Here is a 20,514-nt window from a genome sequence, read left to right as displayed (position 1 = left end):
AGCCTCTAGCACCGTGTGAAGGGGTGATGGTGGTGGCGCGGTGAAACGTCCACAGATTCGCGCGATTCCCGCAAGGGGCTTGCGGCTCGACAAGGGCGGCGGGCTCTGCCACATCTGAGCCATGTCAGTCCCCGGCCCGCTTTTCACCATCGGCTATGAGCAGGTCTCGTCCTCCTCGGTTCTCGATGCGCTCACGGGCGCTGGCGTGGACCTGCTGGTGGATGTCCGCGCCGTGGCCGCCTCGCGGCGCGCCGGCTTCTCCAAGAGCCTGCTGGCGGCGGGCGTGTCCAATATCGGCATCGGCTATCTGCATCTGCGCGGGCTCGGCACGCCGGCCGAGGGCCGGCAGGCGGCGCGTACCGGACATTTTGGCGAGTTGCACCGTATCTATAGCGCGCATCTGGAAACGCCGACGGCACGGGCGCAGATGGACGAACTGGCCGCGCTGGTGAGCGCGGGCCGGCGGGTCTGCCTTCTGTGCTATGAGCGCCATCCGGAGCACTGCCACCGGCAGATGATCGCCGGCATCATCTGCGAGCGGGTCGGCATTCCTGTCGAACATCTCGCCGCCGCGCCGGTCTGAGTGCCGTTTTGGCCCCGACTGCGACGAAATGTGTAGCTTCTGCACGGTCTGGCGCAAGGCGCTCAATCACGGGTTGATTGAGTACAACCGTCTGCCTGTGTTCCGCTGAGGTATCGAGTTATTCACCCGCGAAGCACAAGGCGGTACCGCGATGCGTCGGGCGCGCCGGCGTGCGAAGGATGCGCTGGTTATCGGCCTGCTTGCGGCGGGCGGTTTTGCGATGCCTGCCGTCGCCGATGAGCTGAGCGACCAAACCCCGCCATCGCACTTCTATTTCTATTCCGGCGTCGATGTCGCGCGAGACACGTCTTACGGCTGGGCCGGCGCGGCCTGGGCGCCGTTCGGGCCGATGGACCGGGAGGGTTTTCGCCTTCGGGCCCAGGCGGGTATAGCGCGCCGGCATCTTTTGCAGTGATCGCCGCTGCCTTTTGCAGCAATCCTCATAGCCGGCCGCCACCTTAGAGGGGCTGAATGGCCGCCGGCGCCTCAAAACGATTGCTGTTCATCTCTGACGTAACGCGCCAGCGCTGGAGCAGTCCCTCCGGCGCCGGCTTTAGCGTATCCAGATCAGGCTGAGCCAAATAGCTTTCCCAGGTCGCCGGGGCGAGGAAGACGGGCATCCGATCATGGATCTCGCTCATAAATGCGTTAGCCGCACAGGTGATGATCGTGCAGCTTTGCACCTCATCCCCGGTCTCACGATCCGTCCAGGTGTCATGCAGCCCCGCCATGCCGAGCAGCCCGCCATCAGCCGCCGAAATATACCAGGGCAGGCGCGCGGCTTTAGGGCCGCTCCACTCGAAAAAACCGCTCGCCGGAATAATGCATCGCCGACGCTTCCAAGCGTCGCGAAACATGGGCTTAGCCTCGATGCCTTCGGCCCGCGCGTTGAAGGTAGCGGGCACCTCGCGCAGTGTCTTGCTCCACCATCCAGGCACGAGCCACCAGCGCTTCCGCTCATAGGCCAATGATCCATCGGACTGAGGGACCAAAGCACCGACTTGTTGGGTCGGGCTGATATTGTAACGAGGCTCAAGATTGAGCGGCGGGCCGGAGAGCGTAAGAGGCTGGCTGAAAGCGTGGATTTGCTGCCACGTATAATGCTGAGAGAACCGTCCGCACATCTGAGCCTCTTCGTCCCTGAAGCTATCCGTAACTACACGCGTGCCTTGCCTCAGCAGAACATAGCGCTCGGGACGATCCTTGCGAGCGGCCTCGAAAGCCGCGTGCGCAACCGAGATATTCTCAGCAAGCGCCATAAGGTGCTTCGGGCGATCCGCCGCGTGGTCCCACTCTTCGATCCTGAAGCCCAAATGAACCTCGAATTTCGGTTCACATAGCACCTGCGCGGGGCGCGTGATCATCACGTCCCGAGATCCGCAACTCCGGCAGCTAAGCCGGCCCTTAAGCTCTTGGTCGCTACGAAAGCCCAGCTCGGACGCGTGCGCCCATGTGCGGCGGCCGCAGGTACATTCAATGCAGATGATCCCGAGTGCGCCGTCTGTCATGAGAACATAAACAGAACAAACGCACTCGGGAGTCAACGTCACTCAGGCACCACCCACAGCCCGCAGCCGCCGGCACGCGATCTCAAAATACTCCTCGCTCATCTCGATACCAACGTAGTCCAGTCCCAGTTGGGCGCATGCAATGCCGACCGTGCCGGAACCCATGAACGGATCCAGCACCGCGCCCTTCATGATCGACAGGAGTCCGGTCATCAGCTCGACCGGCTTGCCAGCGATATGGTGCTTTTGCGCCGGCACGGGCATGCGAAACACGCCTGGAGCGACCGGCCCTGACAACGGTCGCGCACCGTTGGATCCCCACACCACGTACTCCGCCTGCGCTCGATAGCGGCCTTGCTGAGGCCGGCCGCGCTCCGTTTTGTCCCACGGCACCACGCCTCGCCAAATCCAGCCGGCGCACTGGATCGCGTCGGTGGTCACGGGGAGCTGGCGCCAGTCGGTGAAGGTCGCGCAGATCCCGCCGGGCTGGACCAGATCACGCGCTCGGCCGAGCCAAAGAGTTGACCAGGCCAGATAGGAGCGCTGGTCACGCGTGTCGCCGACGAACTCAGGGTAAAGGCCACGATGCGCGCTGGACTGGTACTTAGCCGAGGTCACTTGCGTTCGGGCGGACAGGCTCGCGCCGCCGCTTGAGTAAGGTGGGTCGGAAAGCACGCCGCCGAAGCCCGGCTGCAGCTCGCGCAGGATCTCCAGAGCATCGCCTAGATAGAGAGTAGCCCGACCTATTTTCTCACAACGAAACCGCATGCGTCGTCTCCATTGGACTGACGCTCGGGGCGCTCGGTGGTGGGCTCGATCGGCCTCAATGAGTTGAGCGTGCCGCAGCGGCGGCACTTGATCTCGACAGCGCCCTTCAGGGCGCCGGCATCGGCGCGAAAAAGCAGCGCGCCACATCGGCATCTTATATCCTTCACTCGAAATTAAACCCACATGCTGCACCTCGTCACCGCTCACCAGAGCACGGGGCGGGGTGGCAGTTATGCGTCTGCACTGCTCGCGGGTTTCGTCGGCAAAACAGCCCCGCGCCGGCGAAAGCCGGACCTCGCCACCGATCGGTCAGGCCAACCCGTATTCGGCGAGCGCCTTGGCGTGCCAGGCCTCGAATTCGTCGTCACGCCAGATGCGGCTGGAGCCGCGGAACCGCGCGATCTCGGTAGCCGACAGCGCGCCTGGCGCCCCGATCCGCAGGTGGCGCAGGATGCCCGACGTTCCGGTCGATGTGTGGCCAGTCGACGATGCGATCGGCCGGGCATCGAGCTTGCGGCGCAGCGTGCCACCTTCGGTGTTACTGAACGAGTAGGTGAGCAGGTGCCATGCGGTCTCGGTGCCCGAGAGCACGGAGCCCATGCTGATTCCACTTTGGCCTGCGCCGACATAGAGCGCGCCGCCTGACGAGGGTCGGATCACCAGGTAGCGACCCGACGAGGTGCCATTGAGCACCTGCGTCCCATTGGTATTGATGAAGGCCCCGATTTCGTCGAACCGAAAGAGCATCGAGACCGTGAAGTCGGGATAGTCCGTGTCCCCGACCGCCGTCATAGTGTCGTCGCCAGCCGACTTGCCGAAGCGCAGGGCCGGCAGGCCATTGATGGCGTCCGCCTTGTAGGTGGGGGGCGAGTCAGCGGCCACCAGCGTCTTGATGCCCGTAGCGTCACCGCGCGCGGATTCCCAGGCTGAGACTGGTTCGCCGTCCTCGGCGTCATCGATAGTTCGCGCGTCGAAGTCGAACAGCAGACCGCGACCGAGATCAGGGAGGAAACGAACGGGGTTTGCAGGCGGGTTCTTGGCTTGAAGGATGAAGGTCATGTCAGGCTCCGTACCAGCCGAGAGCGATCATGCGCGGCTTGATGAGATAGGTGACGATGGCGGATCGCACCGACGGCTGAAGATGCAAATAGTCAGCGAAAAAACGGGAGGGCAGCTTGCCGGCCGCCAGCTCAGCAATGTCAGTTTCGGTCTTGATCCAGCCGAGGTGAGACCAGATCAGCTCGCTGAACAGATAGCCGCCGACGTCGATGTAATCTTGACGGTATCGCGCCATCTCATAGTCGCGCACGGCCTGATAGAGCAGCATCCCTTCAGACCCTGCCGTGTCGTCACGCTTCGGCGGATGGCCGATGACCAGGACGCGCTTGACCAGCGGAGAGAGCCACGCATAGGCGATGCGATTGCCCCGAACGATGCTCTCAAGCGCGTAGCCGTCGTTGAGGTTGTTCTTGCCCAGGTTCAGCAGGACCGTGGAATCCCGGTACAGCCGCGCCGCATCGGGGACAAAGGGCGTGCCGTTCGGAATGGTCACGGCGTCACCGGCTAGTGCGCGTGTGAAGATACGCCCGCCCGAGCCGTCATTGCCAAGCGTGCCGGCGAGCTGCGCGCCGCCCGCAAGCGCGAGGTACCCGCTGTAAGTGGCCGGCCCGGCATAGCCGTCGCCGATGTTCGCTGCGACCGCGACCGGTCCCGATGCCGGGATCGTGACGGCCGACAGAGTGAGCGGGACGGCGCCCATGCGCGCGAGAATCTGATCATTCAGCTCGCCACCTCGACCGCCGCCGTAGAATGCAGCACCCCAAGCCGCCGCCAGCGTTGTGAGAGACGAGTGCAGGCCGTCCATGGTGCTGGAGCCCCAGCCGACCCATTGCAGAGGGTTCGCCAGCGTCGGCACCAAGTCGAGCGTGTCGGGATGGCGCCACGTCCCATCGGAACGGATATCCGTCCCGCCGCTCAACCCGAGAGCGCTCATTGACGCGGCGATGTCGCGGAGCGCCGCCTCGGTGAACCGGCCGTCACTACCGAGATCGAAATGCGGCGAGATGACTTCGATGCGTTTCGTCACCGGGTTCGCCCACCCCATAACCATGGAGCGATCCTCGGCGCCCTCGTACTCCTGATCGGCGGGGAAAAGACCCGTCGCAAGTAACGGCGGCGCCATCATCTGTGCCGACTCGTCGGTCGGGCCACCGTCCTGATCGTTAGCCTCGATCCACGTCGCTTCGCCGTTGGGGCCTGAGAGAGCAGCCATGATGCCGGGGATCTCGGCATCCACCCGCACGGCCGTCTCAAGCACGGCTGTGCGGCCATCGACCGCCGGCAGCGTGTCGCTCTCGGGCGTCGAGGGCCATGCCCCGGCCGTGCGGCGATAGACGCCGCGCCGCCGCGAGCCGCTATTGACCGCGAGAGTCGCCGGTTTGCGATCCGCCGGCACATAGGCGAGCAGTTCGGCCTCGGTTATAAACACCGGCCCGCCGTCGAGATTGGCGTTCGTGTTGGCCGCTGCGGTCACCGCATCGTCGCGGGCCGCGTCTGTCGCGGCCTTGTTGCTCGCAACCGCCGCCGCATTCCCGGCCACCTCGCCACGAGCCACCTCAACGGCCGTCGCATCCGCGCCCACCTGCACCGCGAGCGGCTGGATGATCTCCGCCGCCGCTACGGCCGCAGCACCCGCCGGACCGGCGACATTAGCAGCAGCCGCAGCAGCCTCCGCCGCGTCCTGCGCCGCCTGCCGGTCCGCCGCCGCGCCAGTGCCATCGAGCAGCATGCTCCAGTCGGTGGCCTCCGGGCCCGGCTCCTGGGTCGTGGCCCGCAGCGCGTACCAGGTCGAGCCGAGATGGCTCACAGCTTCAGGCGGCGTGAAGGAGCCCGCCGTCCACGGCCCACGATGGATGTAACCCGGCGGCCCTCTCATGGCCGACTCGCCCGCCACCATTGGTCGATAGGTTGCGGCGACGCCGGCCGGCACGATGCGCACGCGGCCAGCGTCGAGCTTGCTCCGAGTGTCGCCGACCCAGCAGTACAGATCGACAACCGAATTCGATCCGACACCGGCTTGCAGGGCCGCGTCGATCGGGACCACGATCGTGGTCGGATCGAACTCGACGCGGATTTCGTCCCGCGCGGTCGAATAGAGCCGGACCGCCCCGCTGGCGAGCCGCACCTCCATCTCGACCACCTCGCCGGGGGCGACGGTGATACCCAGCGGCCAGCGCACCTCGCGGCCGACTTCTCCCAGGACGACCAGCAGTTCGACGCCCATGGATCAGACCCCGACGCCCGGCCACGCGACAACGGCCGCCGCGCGCGCGGCGTTGGCCGTGTCGGCCGACATGACGGCCGCCTTGGCGGCGAGGCGCGCGGCCCGGATGGCGGACCCGATCGCTCGCCACTGCGCATGCATGGCCGCCACGGTGATGGCGACCGCTGCGAGCGTTTCGCCGTCTATCCCGATCGACGCGGCAAGCATCGGATAAGCGGCAGAGGCCGGCTCATGCTCCGGGTCGGCCGCAATGGCCGCGAGCAGGCTTTCGGCTTCGGCAGCGGCCTGCTGGTACTCCATCGCCTGACCGGCACCGGCAGTCACGTACCGCATGCGCTCGTGCTCGGCGGCCTCGTCAATGCCGGCGAGCAGCGCGGCTTTGAGTGCGGCCAGATCGAGGTACAGGCCATAAGGTGCCAGTACCTCTTGGAGGGCGGCCTCTGTCTGCTTGCCGGCGTCGTCGCGCGGCCAGGGCGTCCACAACCCGGCCGCGACGGCTGCCTCATAGGCGACATCATCGCTCGCCACCAGCCCGCCGGCCGCGCTCGAATAGACACGGCCATCCTCGGCCGTCCAGAACCAACGACGTGGATCATAGTCAGACATAACGACCTCCTTCGTTCACCGCGCCAGCGATGGTGCCGGGGAAATAGTTCGGGCCGTTGCCAGCGACGTTGATGATGCCGTTGAGATTGGCGTAATAGCGGGGCGTGCTGACCGTCGAGCCAAGCACCGCGACCGACCCGGTCCGCACCGAGAAACGCCCGAGATCGGTCGCCACGCACAGAGCGCCGACGTAGCTCTGCACGCCCGTGATCGTGAAGTTATGAAGCAGATTGATCGCGCCGGAGTTCGCAGCCGTGAACAGGCTCTGCGCCGAGCCGACTGCCGAGCAGCCTTCCCGGATGTTTACGGTGCCGCCGGACGCCAGCAGAAGGCTGGGTGACGCACCGACGGCTGCCGTGACCACGACGTTCTGTATGTCGAGGTTGCGATTTATGACCGATGCCAGTGCGCTGCAGATCGCGGCAGTATTCTGCACCAGCACGCCTTGCAGCAGCACATCTCCGTGCGCCGCCGTCAAGACGCCCGCATAATCAGTCGATCCTGCGCCTGCGATAAGGTAGGCGGAGGGGTTCGCTGGATCGCCGATGATGGCCAGCGTTCCGCCATTGAAGCCGGTTTCACCCGGCGCGGCGTAGGTGCCGGGCACGCCGAGGCGCACGATCAGGGAGACGCCAGGCGGCAGATAGAAGTTACTCGCGCCGTAGCGCACCGCGGCCGCGATCGTCTGGAACGCTTTTGCAGCGGTGTTTGCCGATCCGTTATTCGCGTCGTTGCCATCCGGTCTCACCCAGAGCACCGGGCTCACGCTCTGGCGCAGCGGAAATTCGCTGTAGGCCGGGCCAACCAGCATCCACGACGTACCGGTACAAATCAGCGTGACGATGGCGTCGGCGATGAGGTCGCCCTGGGCGATCGGCACGCCACGCGGCGTGACGATCGGCAATGCTCCGGGACCTGCATTCAGCGTCGCCGGTCCTGTATTGTTCGAGCCGATCCTGAGACGGAGCGGCATCCCGGTCAGCGCTGGATTGAGTGCCGGCACAGGCGCGGGCGCCAAAGCAACCGTAAGGGCATTGGCCGATCCGCCCGCCACCCGGTAGTTCAGCGATTGGGCGCGGATAACCTCCACCAGTCGCGCATCGGCGCTGTGAGGCGCGGCCCGGCCGGCCGCCGTCAACAGGGTCGAGACTTCGGCCTCTACCCACAGTGCCTCCCACCCCGCCGCCGTGCGCCGGTAGACCTTGCCCGTATCGCTCGCCGCCACCCGTTTTCCGATGGGCGCGGCATGGAACCGCCACCCTCCAAGGTAATAGGCGAGCGTGTGGCCCTGCCCCGCCCAGGCTCCCGTGGCACCTGCCGGCACAAGATAGAGCGCGTGCGCGGACGGCGTGGCTGGCGGCACGGTGATCGTCGCGCTGTCGACCGTGATGAAGGGCCGTGCGAGCACGCGCTCCAGCACCCAACCCTGCGTCGCCAGCAGCACGGTCGGGTCGATCAGGATCTGCACCGATGACGCGGAATCGAACACGATCGGCAGGCGCACCACGCCTTCGGTGCTGGCGCCCTCCGAAATCAGCGCCACGTTGAGCGCGGGCATCTTGGCGATGACGATCAGGTCGCCATCGGCGTCATAGATGCCGGCCTCGCGAAGTGTCCAGCCGCCGACGCCCGGCGGGATGATGCCTTCGACGTAGAGAATGCTGGGGTTGGTGGGGTGCGGATATTTCTCGACCAGGAGTGCGCGGTATCGTTCGTTGACGAGCCCTGTTGCCGCCGGAGTTGGCGCGGTTTCAGCTCCGCCTCCATCGCCGAAGGCCATGGCGGAAAGCGTCAACGACGGCCCGCCGGCAGCGCTGGCGGCAAGTTTGGCCAGGCCGGTATTGGTGACGAGGCCGTAATAAAGCTGGCTCACGAGAGCGCTCCCTGATGCGGGTCGACGGACAGCGACAAGCCCATGACGATCCCGACACCCGAACAGGATGTTGTCAGGATCTCGGGCGTAGACGGCTCGAAAGGTTCGATCTGAACGTGCGCGGCGGTGAGCACCGCCACACCGATGGGGCGCGGGGCGGCAATCTCGCTGACGACGCGCAGACCATGATCTTGGCTCCAGCGCTGCATCGCGTGGATCATCCGCCAGATGGCGCGCACGGCCTCGATGCCGTCGAGGGGCTGGTCCGGCCACAGGGGCTGGTCGACATCGACCTCGATCCGGTGGGTTCCGCGAACGCCGGGCGGGCTCTCCTGCCACCACTGGGTGAGGTCGGCCTCATAGCCGAGCATGGCAATGCCACTGAGGATGCCGGCGCCGTAGCCCTTGGGCTCATGCAGATCCCATGCGCGCTCGATCATCTGACGGATGATCGGCGGTGGCAGGCCCGGCCCGACGAACTCGTCAAGGCTGTGCTCGTAGGCGAGATAAGGCAGCGCGCCCTCACGCACGGTCGCTGGATCCATCAACATGAGGTCGGTGGCGTCCAGTTCGTCGAGCGCCTGCTCGAAGGCCAATAGCAACGCGCGCACGCGCTCATCGCGCGCGAGCGGCGGCGGTATCAATTTGAGGATCGAGACGCGCTCCATGTCACGCCTCCTCGACCACGACGGTCAGGGAGGTCAGCACGGCAAACTCGTCCTCACCGAGCGCGCTGTAGCTGTAACCGTCGATTTCGGCCTCGACGATGCCGGCGATCTGCTTTGCAGGCGACGTGACCGCAGCGGTGGAGACACGCGCGCCGAGCATGCGGCGCCAGGCGGCGAACACGCCGCGCGCCGTTGCCTCGGCCTGAGCAGCGAGCGCGGCGCTGTCACCATCAACCCAGAGTCGCAGGGTCGGCTCGAACGAAACGGCGGTGGCAGGGTAGACCGTCACCTCATCGCCCTCGGGCCGGCCCTCCAGCGGATCGCAGGCGGCAAGCACGGCGGCCGATACGGCGGCCGGCAACGGCAGCTCTTCGGTCAGCACATAAATGTCGATGTCGCAGGGCTGCGGCCGGATGATTGCGACATCAAGGATGTCGGGATGCGCGCCCAGGGCGAGCTGGCGGTAACCCGCTCGCGGCCCGCCGCGCGAGATGCGCTCCCACGCCTCGGCGATACGGGCGCGCAGCGGGTCGTCCCGCTCCTGATCGGAACCTCCATCAGAGAGGGTGACCGCCGTTGCAGCCTCGACGCCGGCGACGGGATCGAGCATGCCGAGCGTCGAGCCCGGCGGCACGCCATTGCCGGCGATACCGGCAACCGCCGCCGTGGCGTGGACATCGCCGGAGAGCGCCCCCGGCGCGATCAGCAGATCACCGTCCGTCAGAAACAGTCCGCCGGCGCCGCCGGCTCTGACGCGCGAACCGGCGGGGATAATGGTGGTCGAGGGGCGCGGAGCGGAAAGGGTAAAGCGCAAAATCAGGCGGGCGGTGGATGCAGCGAGACGGAACGTCTTGAGCCGCGCGCCGAGCAGGTCGAGATATCGACCTCGTGCGAAGGGCAGCAGCCGCTGGATGACGGCGAGCTGCTGCTCGGCCCCGCGCACCTGGAGTGCGTAGGCCATCACCTCGATCATGTACATCTCAACCTGCCCCTCATAGAGGGTCCGGTTCATGATCGCTTCGGCCTTCGAGACCAGCAGTCCCTTGTAGTAAAGCGGGTCGGACGAGAAGAACTGCGGCTCGCCGGCGGCGACCAGCGTGTCCAGGTCGTAGACGAAGCGGGGATCGAGGCTCACAGCAGCGCCCCCGTGAGTGCGCCGCCGGAGTAGCTGACGCCGACCTCGGTGCGCCGGATCTCGGCGGCGACATCGCCCTTCACGTGCCACGGGACGGTGATCCCGAAATGCTCGAAGGCGATGGCGCGCGTCTCCACCGGCTGGATCTCGACGCGCGCCACCCAGGTCGTGACCGCGAGCCAGATCTCGCGTGAGATCAGCGGCAGCGCTTCTGCCGGCGGGCGGTCGATATAGGCGAGGAGGTTGCAGCCCTTGAGCGGATTACATGGCACGCTCCCGATCGGCGTCAGGATGATGGTCAGCATCTCCTGCTCGATGTCACCGTACCCGGTCACGATGCCGCCGCCCGCCGGCTCGGTCTGGCCGAGGGCGAGCTGCCAATGCACATGGCGGATGGTTGAGCGGTCGAGCATGGCGCGACAATGCCCGCGCGCGCGCGATCGGGTGACGCGACAACGTCGCAGCGCTACTCGTCGATCAGGAACCAGTCACGGCCCGATGAGGCGTGGCCACAGGAGGCGCGGTGCCCGGCACGACAAACCGGCACCCCGTCGATCAAGAACCACTCCGATCCCTCGACCATGATCGGCAGCGGCGAGTGCGGCGGGTCGCCGTGTGGCGTGACCGGATCGCCCAGCACCACGACGAGCTGGTCCTCGACCGTCATCCAATCCTGCCCGCCGGCGAGGTGCGCGCCGCCGGCGCTGTCGAGCGACTTGACCGCGATACCCGGCATCAGGAAGGCCCGCCGGTGAGCTTGGGCGAGCGGACCTCGATCTCCTCGCCGGGCTTCAGCTTGATCAAGCAGTCGCCCGCCACCAGCTCGATCCCGCCCGGCGCGCTGAGCGTGAGCTTGCCGGTGGCCCGGTCGTAGTCGAATACGAGCCCGCCCTCCAGCGCCGCATGCATGTGCTTCGCATCCTCGATCGGTGGCCGATCCTCGTCGGAATAAAACGCACCGAGGATGGTGCCCTCCTGTCCACCCGCATCGACCAGGCAGTTCACCTGCGCGCCCAAATCCGGCATCGAATAGACGCGGCTCTTGCCGGCCGAAGCGTGCGGCTGGTTGACGTTGAGCCACCAGCTCACGACCTGGTCGCGGTCACGGAATTCGACCCGCGCCAGCCCTTTCTTGCCGTCAACCTCGGTAACGATCCCCGTTCGATACATGGTGTCACTCCTGCCGGATCACGCCATCGGCGCCCATCACGCCGAGGCTTGTGCCGGTGCTGGACGTCGAGCCGACCGCCGAGGCGCCGCTCTTCTTGGTTTTCGGCGAGGCGCTCGCCGCCTTGCCGTCCGACGCCTGCTTGTCCGTCAGCCCCTCGATCTCCACCGAAGTGGTGTAGCCGCTCCGTGCCTTCCTGTGTTTCGCGCTTGTGACAAGGTACTTGCCGGATTTGTTGCCAAAACCGGTCAGGCCGATCACGACGCCGGCGACAATCGGTGGGTCCCCGACCATATCGAGGGAGCCGGAGTATTTCGGGCTGTTTTTCTGGTCGAGCTTGGATTTGGCGAGCCGCTCGGCCTGCTGTTCGTTCTCGACGCGCACGTCCAGCTTCACCACGTCGCCGGAATTGGTCATGAGACCCAGATCGTCGGCCGAGGATGCCGATCCCGAAATCACCTTCTTGCGTCGGGGATGCTGGTAGCGAACCTCGGCTCTGGCCGCCGCCACGTGATCGGCGTCGCGCAGGCTGTATCGCAGCAGCGTCTGGCGAAAATCGCGCACTCGATCGAAAGTCTTTACCGGCTCGGTCGAGCGCAGCGCGTTGCGCGAGGTGAACACGAGCCTTTTGCCCTTCACCGTGAAGAAATGGCCGGTCTCTTCGGCAAGCCGCGTCAGAAAGGCGAGGTCACGCTCGCCGTTCTGGTCGACCCGCTCATAGTCTAGATCCTCGATCTCGCCTTCGAGCTGGAAACCATGCTCGCTGGCGATCTTAGCGACGATCTCGGAAAGCGACTGCTGCTCGAAGGCCCTGTGCTTCTCGGTGCGTAGTTCCTTGGTCTTGGGTGCCGCGAGCCCTTTGAAATCGACCGTGTCGCCGCCGGCATCGCCATCCGCACCACTCTCGTCGACCGTGAACTCGCCGGCCGGAACCGGCGCGCCATCCTCGTATCCGTAGTCGAGCGAGAACACGTCGCCGTTCTGCGGTTCCCAGATGTCCAGCCAGGCGCCGTTGGAATTGTGGACCTTTACGGTGCACTCGTCGGCCTTGCCGTGGTGGTTGTCCGTATAGGTGATCTCGACCGGCCACTGGGAAAACTCGGACGTGATATCGCGCCCGGCATAGGTCAGGCGGAACAGGGGCGCGCGCGGCTCCATGGGTCACCTCTTCCAGGGCGGGAGCTGGCCGGTGGTCGCCTCGGCCGAGCCCGTCGCCTCGCGGATCGGGATCCGCAGAACCAGCCCGGCCGACAGGATGGCCGGGATCCGCATATCGTCCATGAACAGGTCGCGGTTGGCCGCGATCAGTTCGCCCTGGCGCGACACGTCCGCATAGTAGCGAAACGCCAGCAGGTCCCAGCGCTCGCCATCGCTCGTGCGGTGCTCAAGATATTCGGCCATGCGGACCTCCCATCACCTCAGCGCCAGCGCCTTTGTCGCGACTGTGCCGAGCGCCGAGGCCGTGCGCGCAGCGCTAGACAGCGCGGAGGACAGCAGGCTCGGGATAGGCGCTTCGATCAGCGAGAGGGTGGATTCCAGTCGCACCACGCGCCCGGCTCGCGTCGTCTTGAGCACCTCGCGGCCGAGCTTTTCGACCACGAAATGGCGGCCGTCGAAGCCGCCGGCGGCGATCAGCGGCAGGCTCGTACGCGCCAGATAGGCCGACTGGAGCAGTGCCCACTGGGTGAGCGGATTGCAGAACCCCTCGTCGAAAAAGAAGGTGAACTCGCGCGTGTCCAGCTCCTGCCCGATGTACTGCAACACCGGCTTGCCCCGCAGCACGTCGTGGCGTGCATAGGAATTGGCGTATTCCTCGCTGAGCGCGGTCGGCCCGGTCAGGGCGCCGTTTCCGGTCCCGACACCCAGCGCGATATCGCCAAGCCACAACATCATGTCTCAATACTCCAGTCGTTTCTGACGGCGCACAGCCTCATCCACCATGCGAGCCAGCTCGTCCGCATGATCCCGGAGCTGCTGCGCGAAACTCGCTGCCTGCTGCTGGGTGGTGCCGGCTGGCACCGTGACGCTCGGGCTGTACTGCACGCTCACGGTGACACCGCCGCCCGCGCCGGCGCCGGCCGTCCCGATCGGCAGGCCGGCCGAACGCGGGGCGATATCCGAAAGCGCGCCACGCATGCCGGCCGCAACTGAGCGCGCCGCCGCAGCCGCTGGACCGGGCCGGATGGCCGAGGCCAGCGTCTCGGAAAACCGCACGCGGTCGAGATCGGACAGCGGCCCAACCTTGGCCGGCGAATGAGGCAGGTAATCGCGCATCTGCTGCGTGACGCCCTGGACCGCGCCGACCGCCGCGCCGGCGCCAGCGCGGATGCCGGCCGCGAGCGTTTCCATCAACGCGACGCCGTGCGAATGGAACGACGCGGCCGAGAGGGCCGAAGATGCCGCCTGCACCGCCGCCTGAGCCGCCGGGCCGATGCCGGCGATCAGCTTGTTCGCCGCCTCCGCCTGCCGGGCGAGCTGCGCCATGTCCTGCGCGTTCGTGACGGCGCTGGTATCCTTCGAGCCGCCGAACCACGACCCGAAATCCGGCAGCGAGGGGATGATGCTCGACCAGTCCCAGTCCGGCAGCAGGCTCGACCAGGAGAAGCTGGGCAGGCTGATATCCGGGATGATCGCGGACCAGTCCCAATCCGGCATCAGGCTTGGCCAGTCCAGCGCCGCGAGCCAGTTCCAGGCGTCGGAAAACACCTGCCTGATCTGTTCCCACTTCTCAGCCAGCCAGGGGCCGATGCTGTCCCAGTTGGCATAGATCAGATAAGCCGCCGCCGCGACCGCCGCGAGACCGGCAATGATCCAGCCGATCGGCGTCGCCATCAGACTCGCGCCGAGGAAGAGAGCGCCCCGTGATGCGAGCGACATGGCCAATGCCACGCCGCGCAACGCGGCCGAGAATGCCCATAGCGTCGACGACAGCGACAGTACGGCCATCACGCGCATCAGCGCGAAGCCTGCGACCCACGCCCCGCGTGCGATCAGGAACAGGCCCGAGGCGATGTTGAGGATCGGCCCGGCGAAGGCGGCGGCGATCAGCAGATAGGAGAAGTTCTCCCAGCCACCGATGGCGGTGGCGACCTGCTCGGCGCCCTTGGCCAGCGTCCCGAGCGCGGCGCCCAAGCCTTTCGCCACCTCCCAGCCTTTCGACAGGGTTGCGATCAAGGTAGTGGAGATATCCTTCGCCCAAGCTTGGAGCGATCCGTCGGCCGTCATGCGGTCAATCGTCGAGAGGATGTCGCCGAGCCGGCCTTTCATCCAGTCGAAAAGGCCGGCATTCATGATCATCAGCCGGATGCGCGACCACTGGTCGGCGAGATTGGAGACCATGCCCTCCCACGTCGCCGAGAGAGCGTCCATCGCGCCGGCGTACTTATTGTTCCAAATGAACGCCAGGGCCTGCTCGATAGCTTTGCGGTCGTTCTTCAAGGCTTTGATGGTCTTTTGTGAGCCATCCTTGGCGGTGAACGCGAACACCGCATAGGCTCCATCGACCGCGCCCTTGATGCCGAATTCCTTGAGGCGCTCGAACTCGCCCGTGACCGCATCGGCGATCGCTTCTACGGCCTGGATGAGCGGCTTGCCCATCGCTGCCGAGGTGTTGCCGAGCGTCTTGAGCAGGCCGCTCATGGGATCGAGACCATAGGCGCGCAGCTTCACGAAGGCATCCGTCACGCCGGCCATGTCATAGGGTGTCTTGGCGGCGAAGTCGGAGATCCATGCCAGTGCCGCCTGGGCCGCCTGGGCCGACCCCTGCAACGTGGTGAGGATCGTCGCAAACCGCTCGAATTCACCCGCCGGCGCGACGAGCTGGCTCATCAGCATGCCGCCAGCAATGCCCAGCACACCCGCCCCGGTCGCGACGCCGGCGGCGACCTTGCCGGCCCCCTTCATGCCCTGCCATACTTGGCCGGCACCCTGGCCGATCATGCCGCCGCCCTTGACGATCAGGTCACCCTGGCGCCGCGCCCATCGGGCCAGAGCTTCGGACGCACGATCATAAGCGCGCTCGGCCGCGCGGCCTGCGGCGGCACTGAAATCGCCAACACGGCGAGCCCCGGCGGCGACGCGGTCCTGCGCACGAGCCACCATCGCAAGCGCACGCTGCGCGCGGCTATGTCCGGCCGCGCCCTGGGCAGCGCCTGCGGCAGCGGCCTTGCCCGCCGCGCGGGCGGCTTTCTCGGTTTTGCTGTAGGCGTTTGCGGCCTTGGCAGTCGCCCTTGCCGTCGTGTTGGCGCCAGCGGTCGCGACCTTATTGAAGCCAGCGACGGTTTTCTGCGCGGCGCGGATGGCCCGGCTGGCCTTGTCCTGCGCTTCGAGGGTCATGGAGACGCGCATGGCCTTGACCCTCCTATTTACGCGTCCTCGCGGCCCGCGCGGCCTCCTTCTGGGCCTTGTCCTCGTCTTTCACGATGTCGATGGCGGTGCGCAGCACCTGGTCGAATTCGTCGGGCGTCATCGCCATCAGGTCGGACGGGGGCCAGCCCCGGCCGACCAGGAAGTGAATGTCCCGCTGGTGCGGGATCAGGCGTTTCCCGCCTCGTCCTCGTCGTCATCGTCGCCGTAAAGCTCGCCGATCAGCTCGTTGTAGTCCTTGCCGGTGATCTTCTCGGCGATGTCGGCGGCGGTCCAGGTCTCGCCGTTGAACCGGCAGACCCGCTGGATCAGCGCCATCTGCGTCTTGGGCACGTCGCCCTTGCCGTAACGCTGCGCCGCCTGGGTGTCGGAGACGTGCCAGTCCTCGGGGATGGTGACCTCGATCTTGGAGCGGGTGAGCGTGTGCTTGCGGGTCGGGAAGGCCATGAGGGAACTCCTGTTGAGGCCGGTCAGCGCCAGCCCGTGTTGTGCTCAACGCGAAGGAGGAGATGGGTCGGGAAGAACACCTGCCCGCCCCGACCGTCTTCGCGGTCTTCGATCCAGATCCCGCGCTCGTCGTGTCGTGTGACGTAGCCGGAATGGTGGGACCCGCCGCGCGGGGCGACCGGTTCGGACAGGTAGACGGTAGAGACCGCGCGCATGGCGTCAGCCCACCATGCCGAGCGCCTGGAGATAGAGATCGAGGATCGCCTCTTGCTCGGCGCGCTGGTCGGCGTCCTGTTTGCGGATGCGCAGGATCTCGCGCAGCGCTGTGGTGTCGAAGCCGGTGCCCTTCGCTTCGCTGAAGACATCCTTGATGTCCTCGACGATGCTCTTCTTCTCCTCCTCCAGGCGCTCGATACGCTCGATGAAGGATTTGAGCTGCTCCTTGGCGAAGCCGGCGGCGGCGTCGGAAAGCGGTTGGTCGTTCGGGATGTCCGACATCTCGATCAGTACTCCGACCAGACGTTTTCGCCGTTGATGCGATAGACTCCCGAGAACGGGTCATATTCGAGGATCGGCACGTCGGACGTGCTGATGCGCTGCGAAATGAACTGGGTCCGGCACTCCAGCTCATGATTGAGCATCTCGCCCAGCGTGTGCCCGAAGCTCGACCGACCGACGAACTGGAGCCCGACAGTGGTGATGAGACGGTGACCCGCATCCGCGATCACCCCTTCCGGCCCGTGCACGTCCACATAGGAATGCATGGCCCAGCGATGGACCTTGGTCGGGTTGATGACCAGGCGCTCCACCTCGTGATCAAGCCAGTCGAAAGTGATCGAGCTCTCGATCGCCTCGACGCCGCGCGCCGGGATCTCGATAACGCCGATCATGCCGAGCGCCTCGTGGCTGATGACCTTGGTCGAGAAGTCGCCGGGATCGAACTCCTTGACGCGGCCGGTAAGCTTGTTGTTGGCGAGGTACATGTCGGCATTGCTGACATGACCGATCTTGATCGGGTCCATGGGTCACTCCATCCGGCGGCCTGAGGCTCGCCGCTCGTCAGAGGTTTCAGGCGGCGAGGCCGAGGGCGGAGGCGGCGAGCGAGGCGTCGAGGTAGCTGTCGACGGTCATCCGCTCGGTGACGCCGACTGGCATGCAGTCCAGCCGGTAGTAGAACCGCCCGTCCGTGGCGTCGGCCGAGGTGGTCTTGGTCCGATCGAAGCGGAACGTGCCGCCATAGAGCGCGCCTTCGCCTTCCTTCTTGCGCAGGAAAGCGTCGACGTCCTCTTCGATGTCGTTGAGGAAGTTCTTGGTAGCCGGCCGGTCGATCTTGTCCATGAGGTAGTACAGCGCCGCCTCATGGATCATATCGAGCGTGCGGCGCACATGGATAAACTGGTGCGCCGTGGTCATGGTCGGGAAACCGGCGCTACGGTTGCCCCACGTCCGGTAGCCCGAGCCGAAATAGTTCATCGCGGTGACGATGCCGGCCTCGTTCAGCGCGTTCTGGTCGCTGTCATAGCGACCGGGCACGAACTCCAAATCTCGCTCCAGGCCGAGCACGTCGGACATCGCCCGGTTGGACGGCGAATAGTGGTAGCCGTAGCTCAGATCGCTCGCGACCATCATGCCGGCGAAATGCTGGCTGTAGGGCTGGAGCGCCACGTCGTCGATGACGGGATCATAGGCCTTGAGGTGCGGATAGAGCAGGATGCCGCGCGACGAGCTGGTGTTGTAGGCTCCCGTCGCGCCGCGCGTCTCGACCGCCTGCTGAACGGTCAGCCCGGCCGGCAGGTCGGCGAGATAGACCGCCGACAGGTCGTTGGCCTGCACCTCCATCTCGGCGCGCACGCCGACGAGGCCGGACAGACGCGGCGCTTCCAGGATCTTGGGGAAGAAGCCGAGCCGGTTGAACATCGTGCGCGCCAGCTTGAAGCCGCTCGGTTTCCCTGCAGTGTAGGTGCCGATCGCATCGGCGGCCGTCACCTTGCTGGGGTCGGGATCGCCCTCGTCCTGGTGCGCGGCAAGGTCGGGATTGAAGATGTTGACCGCGACGATCGTGCCGCCGCCCTTGCCGGACTGGATCTTGTTGAAGTGGACGTCGAGGGCCTCCGGCAGCGAGTAGCCGGCCATGCGCGGCCCGAGCAACTCCTCGATCTGCTCGCGCCTGCGGATGACGACCAACTCGTTGGTGACGGCCGCTCGCTTCTCAGCGGTGTCATGGACCTCCTGAATCGGCGCCGTGCCGACGATGAAGGTGACCGCCGACTTGACCTCGCGGACGACGCTGTTGCCCTCAAGGTGCTCGATGATCTCGGGACCGTGGTGAAAATTCTCGGCCATGGATCAGCCCTCCTTGGTGGCGCGGCGGCGGATGGCGGGTTCGGCGGCCGGCTCGGCCGGCGCATCGATGGCGACCGGCTCCAGCAGGCGCGCGCCGACCCATTGCGCGACATGCGGATGGTCGACCGGCAGGCCGGTCACCTTGCGGCCCGGCACGAGCTGGCCCTCCCAGAGCACGACGCCCTGGGCGTCCTGGAGCGACGCGGCCTGATGCGGCCCGCGCCAGATGAATGCCTGCTGGCTCATGACGCCTCCGCGCGCTGGAGCATGGTGGAACGCTCGCCGGCATCGGCGACCGCGACGGCCGGGGCGCGGCAGGTGAAGCGGATGGCCCAGCGCCAGACGCCGGCATCGCGTGCCTGGAGCTGGTCGCCAGCCGGCGCCATCGCGGTCGCGCCGCCGAAGGACTGGCCCTGGAGCGCGAGGCGGACGGCCTCAAGCGCGTCATAGGAGCTGACCCGCCCGTCCTGCGCACCGCGAAGTGAGCGGACCAGGACGATGACCTCGAAGGACAGCGTGCGCATCGGCGCATAGGCGCGCCGAGGTTCGGCATCCGGGCCGGCATATGTCGAGCGGTCATAGCGGACATAGCAGGCCGCCTCATTCGAGACGGGGAAGTCGAAATTCTCGGCCTGGTCGGGAAAGGATTCGGCGGGCCGGAATGTGCGCGGCAGCTTGGCCATCAGCCGCGCGACCATCGCGTCCTCGATCGCCGTGATGACGTTGGACATCACCAGCCCTCCAGAACGCGGCCCATGCGGGCCGGCGGCATCCGGCCGCCCATGGTCTCGGCGTGGGCGCCGAGCTCGGGATTGGTGCCGTCGCCATTGACGTCCAGGGTCACGCGGCCGGCCGAGATATCGCGCAGCAGCGCCATGGCGGCGTCGTACTGTGCCTTGACGGTATCGGCCATGGCGGTCTGCTGCCCACCCTTGGCGCGCAGCCGCCACCGCGCGATGTCATGAGCGATGCCCGCCAGAATTTCCGGCACCACGAGGAAGTCGGCCGGATAGCGGGCGCGGACATAGCCCTCGATCACCCCGTCCGCGTGCACCAGGTGCGCGGACAGCAGGTCGAGATTCAGCTCGCGCGCATCGCGAAGGCCGGTGCCGGCGAGATCGTCGGCCTCGCGCTCGCCGAGGCGAGCGACGAAATCGGCGACCGTCAGATATTTCGGGGTGGCGGGCATGTTCTGACGCTCAGTTGATCGGATCGCCGAGCACGCCGATGGCGATCAGCGTCTCCGCCTCGGCCTCGGTCAGCTCGATGGTGTTGCTGTCGGGATCGTCGGGACTGTAGCGCCGGCGATCGTGACGGAGCGGCGAGCGCACCTGATAGGTGAGCCGGATCGGGGCGTCCGGCTTGCCGGCTTCCGCTTCGACATCGGTCGGACCGCGCGCGACGCGCGCCTCCTCGATCAGCGCGCCGGCGGGATGGGTGTCGGCATCGGTGGCGGCCGCAGCCGAGCCGTCCTCCGGTGCCTGACCGGTTTCCGGCGCCGACTGCTCGTGGCCGTCACCATCAGCGTGACTGCCGCCCGTCGCATCCGACACCGGGGCGACCGCACCGGCCTCCGGCTGTGCCTGTTCGCCCACGGCGTCGACCTTCGCCGGCTGCGGGGCCACGGAACCCTCCCCGGAGCCTTCGCCCCGGCCGGTGGACGACAAAGTCTCGTCCACCGGCCCGGACTTTTCGCTCGGGGGGGTATCGGTGGCGGGCGCGGCCTTGGCCGGCGCCCGCGTGGATTTGGTGGCGGGCTTGGACATG

Annotated in this window: 27 protein-coding genes; 2 read left to right on the top strand and 25 right to left on the bottom strand. The window is 66.5% G+C overall.

Annotated elements, in window-relative coordinates:
• Window positions 1-121 precede the first annotated feature (121 nt).
• Entirely contained in the window at window positions 122-583 is a 462-nt protein-coding gene (locus MKI84_RS08660; protein WP_241618576.1) for a DUF488 domain-containing protein, read from the top strand.
• Window positions 584-734: 151 nt separating this feature from the next.
• Window positions 735-998: a cellulose biosynthesis protein BcsS gene (bcsS, locus tag MKI84_RS08655; protein ID WP_241618574.1), complete on the top strand. Its 264-nt coding sequence runs from the start codon at window positions 735-737 to the stop codon at window positions 996-998.
• A gap of 43 nt (window positions 999-1,041) precedes the next feature.
• Here bcsS and MKI84_RS08650 read toward each other — a convergent pair whose 3' ends face one another.
• The 25 genes from MKI84_RS08650 to MKI84_RS08535 all read right to left on the bottom strand — a co-directional run bounded on the left by MKI84_RS08650 (window position 1,042) and on the right by MKI84_RS08535 (window position 20,513).
• On the bottom strand, window positions 1,042-1,947 hold the full coding sequence (locus tag MKI84_RS08650) for an SOS response-associated peptidase (RefSeq protein WP_241619199.1): 906 nt from the start codon (window positions 1,945-1,947) through the stop codon (window positions 1,042-1,044).
• Window positions 1,948-2,133: 186 nt separating this feature from the next.
• Window positions 2,134-2,859 (bottom strand): DNA-methyltransferase, encoded by a 726-nt coding sequence (locus tag MKI84_RS08645; protein ID WP_241618572.1) that lies wholly within the window; start codon window positions 2,857-2,859, stop codon window positions 2,134-2,136.
• Window positions 2,835-3,026 (bottom strand): Com family DNA-binding transcriptional regulator, encoded by a 192-nt coding sequence (locus MKI84_RS20810; RefSeq protein WP_425353815.1) that lies wholly within the window; start codon window positions 3,024-3,026, stop codon window positions 2,835-2,837. The genes MKI84_RS08645 and MKI84_RS20810 overlap by 25 nt, the downstream gene beginning before the upstream one ends.
• A gap of 142 nt (window positions 3,027-3,168) precedes the next feature.
• Complete coding sequence (locus tag MKI84_RS08640) at window positions 3,169-3,918, bottom strand: hypothetical protein (protein ID WP_241618570.1); 750 nt, start codon at window positions 3,916-3,918, stop codon at window positions 3,169-3,171.
• 1 nt (window position 3,919) lies between these two features.
• Complete coding sequence (locus tag MKI84_RS08635; protein WP_241618569.1) at window positions 3,920-6,142, bottom strand: hypothetical protein; 2,223 nt, start codon at window positions 6,140-6,142, stop codon at window positions 3,920-3,922.
• 3 nt (window positions 6,143-6,145) lie between these two features.
• Window positions 6,146-6,748 (bottom strand): hypothetical protein, encoded by a 603-nt coding sequence (locus tag MKI84_RS08630; RefSeq protein ID WP_241618567.1) that lies wholly within the window; start codon window positions 6,746-6,748, stop codon window positions 6,146-6,148.
• Window positions 6,741-8,621 (bottom strand): phage tail-collar fiber domain-containing protein, encoded by a 1,881-nt coding sequence (locus tag MKI84_RS08625; RefSeq protein WP_241618565.1) that lies wholly within the window; start codon window positions 8,619-8,621, stop codon window positions 6,741-6,743. Before MKI84_RS08625 ends, MKI84_RS08630 begins: the two co-directional genes overlap by 8 nt.
• Window positions 8,618-9,289, bottom strand: coding sequence for a phage tail protein I (locus MKI84_RS08620; protein WP_241618563.1), 672 nt, complete (start codon window positions 9,287-9,289; stop codon window positions 8,618-8,620). The genes MKI84_RS08625 and MKI84_RS08620 overlap by 4 nt, the downstream gene beginning before the upstream one ends.
• A gap of 1 nt (window position 9,290) precedes the next feature.
• A complete protein-coding gene (locus tag MKI84_RS08615; RefSeq protein WP_241618561.1) occupies window positions 9,291-10,424 on the bottom strand; it encodes a baseplate J/gp47 family protein in 1,134 nt (377 codons plus the stop codon).
• Complete coding sequence (locus tag MKI84_RS08610) at window positions 10,421-10,837, bottom strand: phage baseplate protein (protein ID WP_241618559.1); 417 nt, start codon at window positions 10,835-10,837, stop codon at window positions 10,421-10,423. Before MKI84_RS08610 ends, MKI84_RS08615 begins: the two co-directional genes overlap by 4 nt.
• A 53-nt stretch (window positions 10,838-10,890) precedes the next feature.
• The gene (locus MKI84_RS08605; protein ID WP_241618557.1) at window positions 10,891-11,160 is read right to left on the bottom strand and encodes a PAAR domain-containing protein; all 270 of its coding nucleotides are present in this window, start codon (window positions 11,158-11,160) and stop codon (window positions 10,891-10,893) included.
• Window positions 11,160-11,594, bottom strand: coding sequence for a phage baseplate assembly protein V (locus MKI84_RS08600; protein WP_241618554.1), 435 nt, complete (start codon window positions 11,592-11,594; stop codon window positions 11,160-11,162). Before MKI84_RS08600 ends, MKI84_RS08605 begins: the two co-directional genes overlap by 1 nt.
• A gap of 4 nt (window positions 11,595-11,598) precedes the next feature.
• Entirely contained in the window at window positions 11,599-12,750 is a 1,152-nt protein-coding gene (locus MKI84_RS08595) for a phage late control D family protein (protein ID WP_241618551.1), read from the bottom strand.
• A gap of 3 nt (window positions 12,751-12,753) precedes the next feature.
• Window positions 12,754-12,993, bottom strand: coding sequence for a tail protein X (locus tag MKI84_RS08590; RefSeq protein WP_241618549.1), 240 nt, complete (start codon window positions 12,991-12,993; stop codon window positions 12,754-12,756).
• A gap of 12 nt (window positions 12,994-13,005) precedes the next feature.
• Window positions 13,006-13,485 carry a phage tail protein gene (locus MKI84_RS08585; protein ID WP_241618548.1) on the bottom strand — a complete coding sequence of 160 codons (480 nt, stop codon included), beginning with the start codon at window positions 13,483-13,485 and terminating at the stop codon, window positions 13,006-13,008.
• Window positions 13,486-13,488: 3 nt separating this feature from the next.
• Window positions 13,489-15,939, bottom strand: coding sequence for a tape measure protein (locus tag MKI84_RS08580; RefSeq protein ID WP_241618546.1), 2,451 nt, complete (start codon window positions 15,937-15,939; stop codon window positions 13,489-13,491).
• A gap of 186 nt (window positions 15,940-16,125) precedes the next feature.
• Window positions 16,126-16,404, bottom strand: a complete 279-nt coding sequence (locus MKI84_RS08575; RefSeq protein WP_241618544.1) for a hypothetical protein — start codon at window positions 16,402-16,404, stop codon at window positions 16,126-16,128.
• A 23-nt stretch (window positions 16,405-16,427) separates the two neighbouring features.
• Complete coding sequence (locus MKI84_RS08570; protein ID WP_241618542.1) at window positions 16,428-16,619, bottom strand: hypothetical protein; 192 nt, start codon at window positions 16,617-16,619, stop codon at window positions 16,428-16,430.
• A 4-nt stretch (window positions 16,620-16,623) separates the two neighbouring features.
• Window positions 16,624-16,902: a DUF2312 domain-containing protein gene (locus MKI84_RS08565; protein WP_241618540.1), complete on the bottom strand. Its 279-nt coding sequence runs from the start codon at window positions 16,900-16,902 to the stop codon at window positions 16,624-16,626.
• A gap of 5 nt (window positions 16,903-16,907) precedes the next feature.
• Complete coding sequence (locus MKI84_RS08560; protein ID WP_241618538.1) at window positions 16,908-17,426, bottom strand: phage major tail tube protein; 519 nt, start codon at window positions 17,424-17,426, stop codon at window positions 16,908-16,910.
• Between the two features lie 46 nt (window positions 17,427-17,472).
• A complete protein-coding gene (locus MKI84_RS08555) occupies window positions 17,473-18,747 on the bottom strand; it encodes a phage tail sheath family protein (RefSeq protein WP_241618536.1) in 1,275 nt (424 codons plus the stop codon).
• A 3-nt stretch (window positions 18,748-18,750) separates the two neighbouring features.
• Window positions 18,751-18,993, bottom strand: a complete 243-nt coding sequence (locus MKI84_RS08550) for a hypothetical protein (protein WP_241618534.1) — start codon at window positions 18,991-18,993, stop codon at window positions 18,751-18,753.
• A complete protein-coding gene (locus MKI84_RS08545; RefSeq protein ID WP_241618532.1) occupies window positions 18,990-19,478 on the bottom strand; it encodes a Gp37 family protein in 489 nt (162 codons plus the stop codon). The genes MKI84_RS08550 and MKI84_RS08545 overlap by 4 nt, the downstream gene beginning before the upstream one ends.
• A complete protein-coding gene (locus MKI84_RS08540; protein WP_241618531.1) occupies window positions 19,478-19,936 on the bottom strand; it encodes a DUF1320 domain-containing protein in 459 nt (152 codons plus the stop codon). Before MKI84_RS08540 ends, MKI84_RS08545 begins: the two co-directional genes overlap by 1 nt.
• 10 nt (window positions 19,937-19,946) lie before the next feature.
• Window positions 19,947-20,513 (bottom strand): hypothetical protein, encoded by a 567-nt coding sequence (locus MKI84_RS08535; RefSeq protein WP_241618529.1) that lies wholly within the window; start codon window positions 20,511-20,513, stop codon window positions 19,947-19,949.
• Between the last annotated feature and the right edge of the window lies 1 nt (window position 20,514).

It is taken from the genome of Ancylobacter gelatini (assembly GCF_022601675.1).
GTDB classification, from domain to species: domain Bacteria; phylum Pseudomonadota; class Alphaproteobacteria; order Rhizobiales; family Xanthobacteraceae; genus Ancylobacter; species Ancylobacter gelatini.
This window is presented reverse-complemented; position numbering and strand designations above follow the sequence as displayed.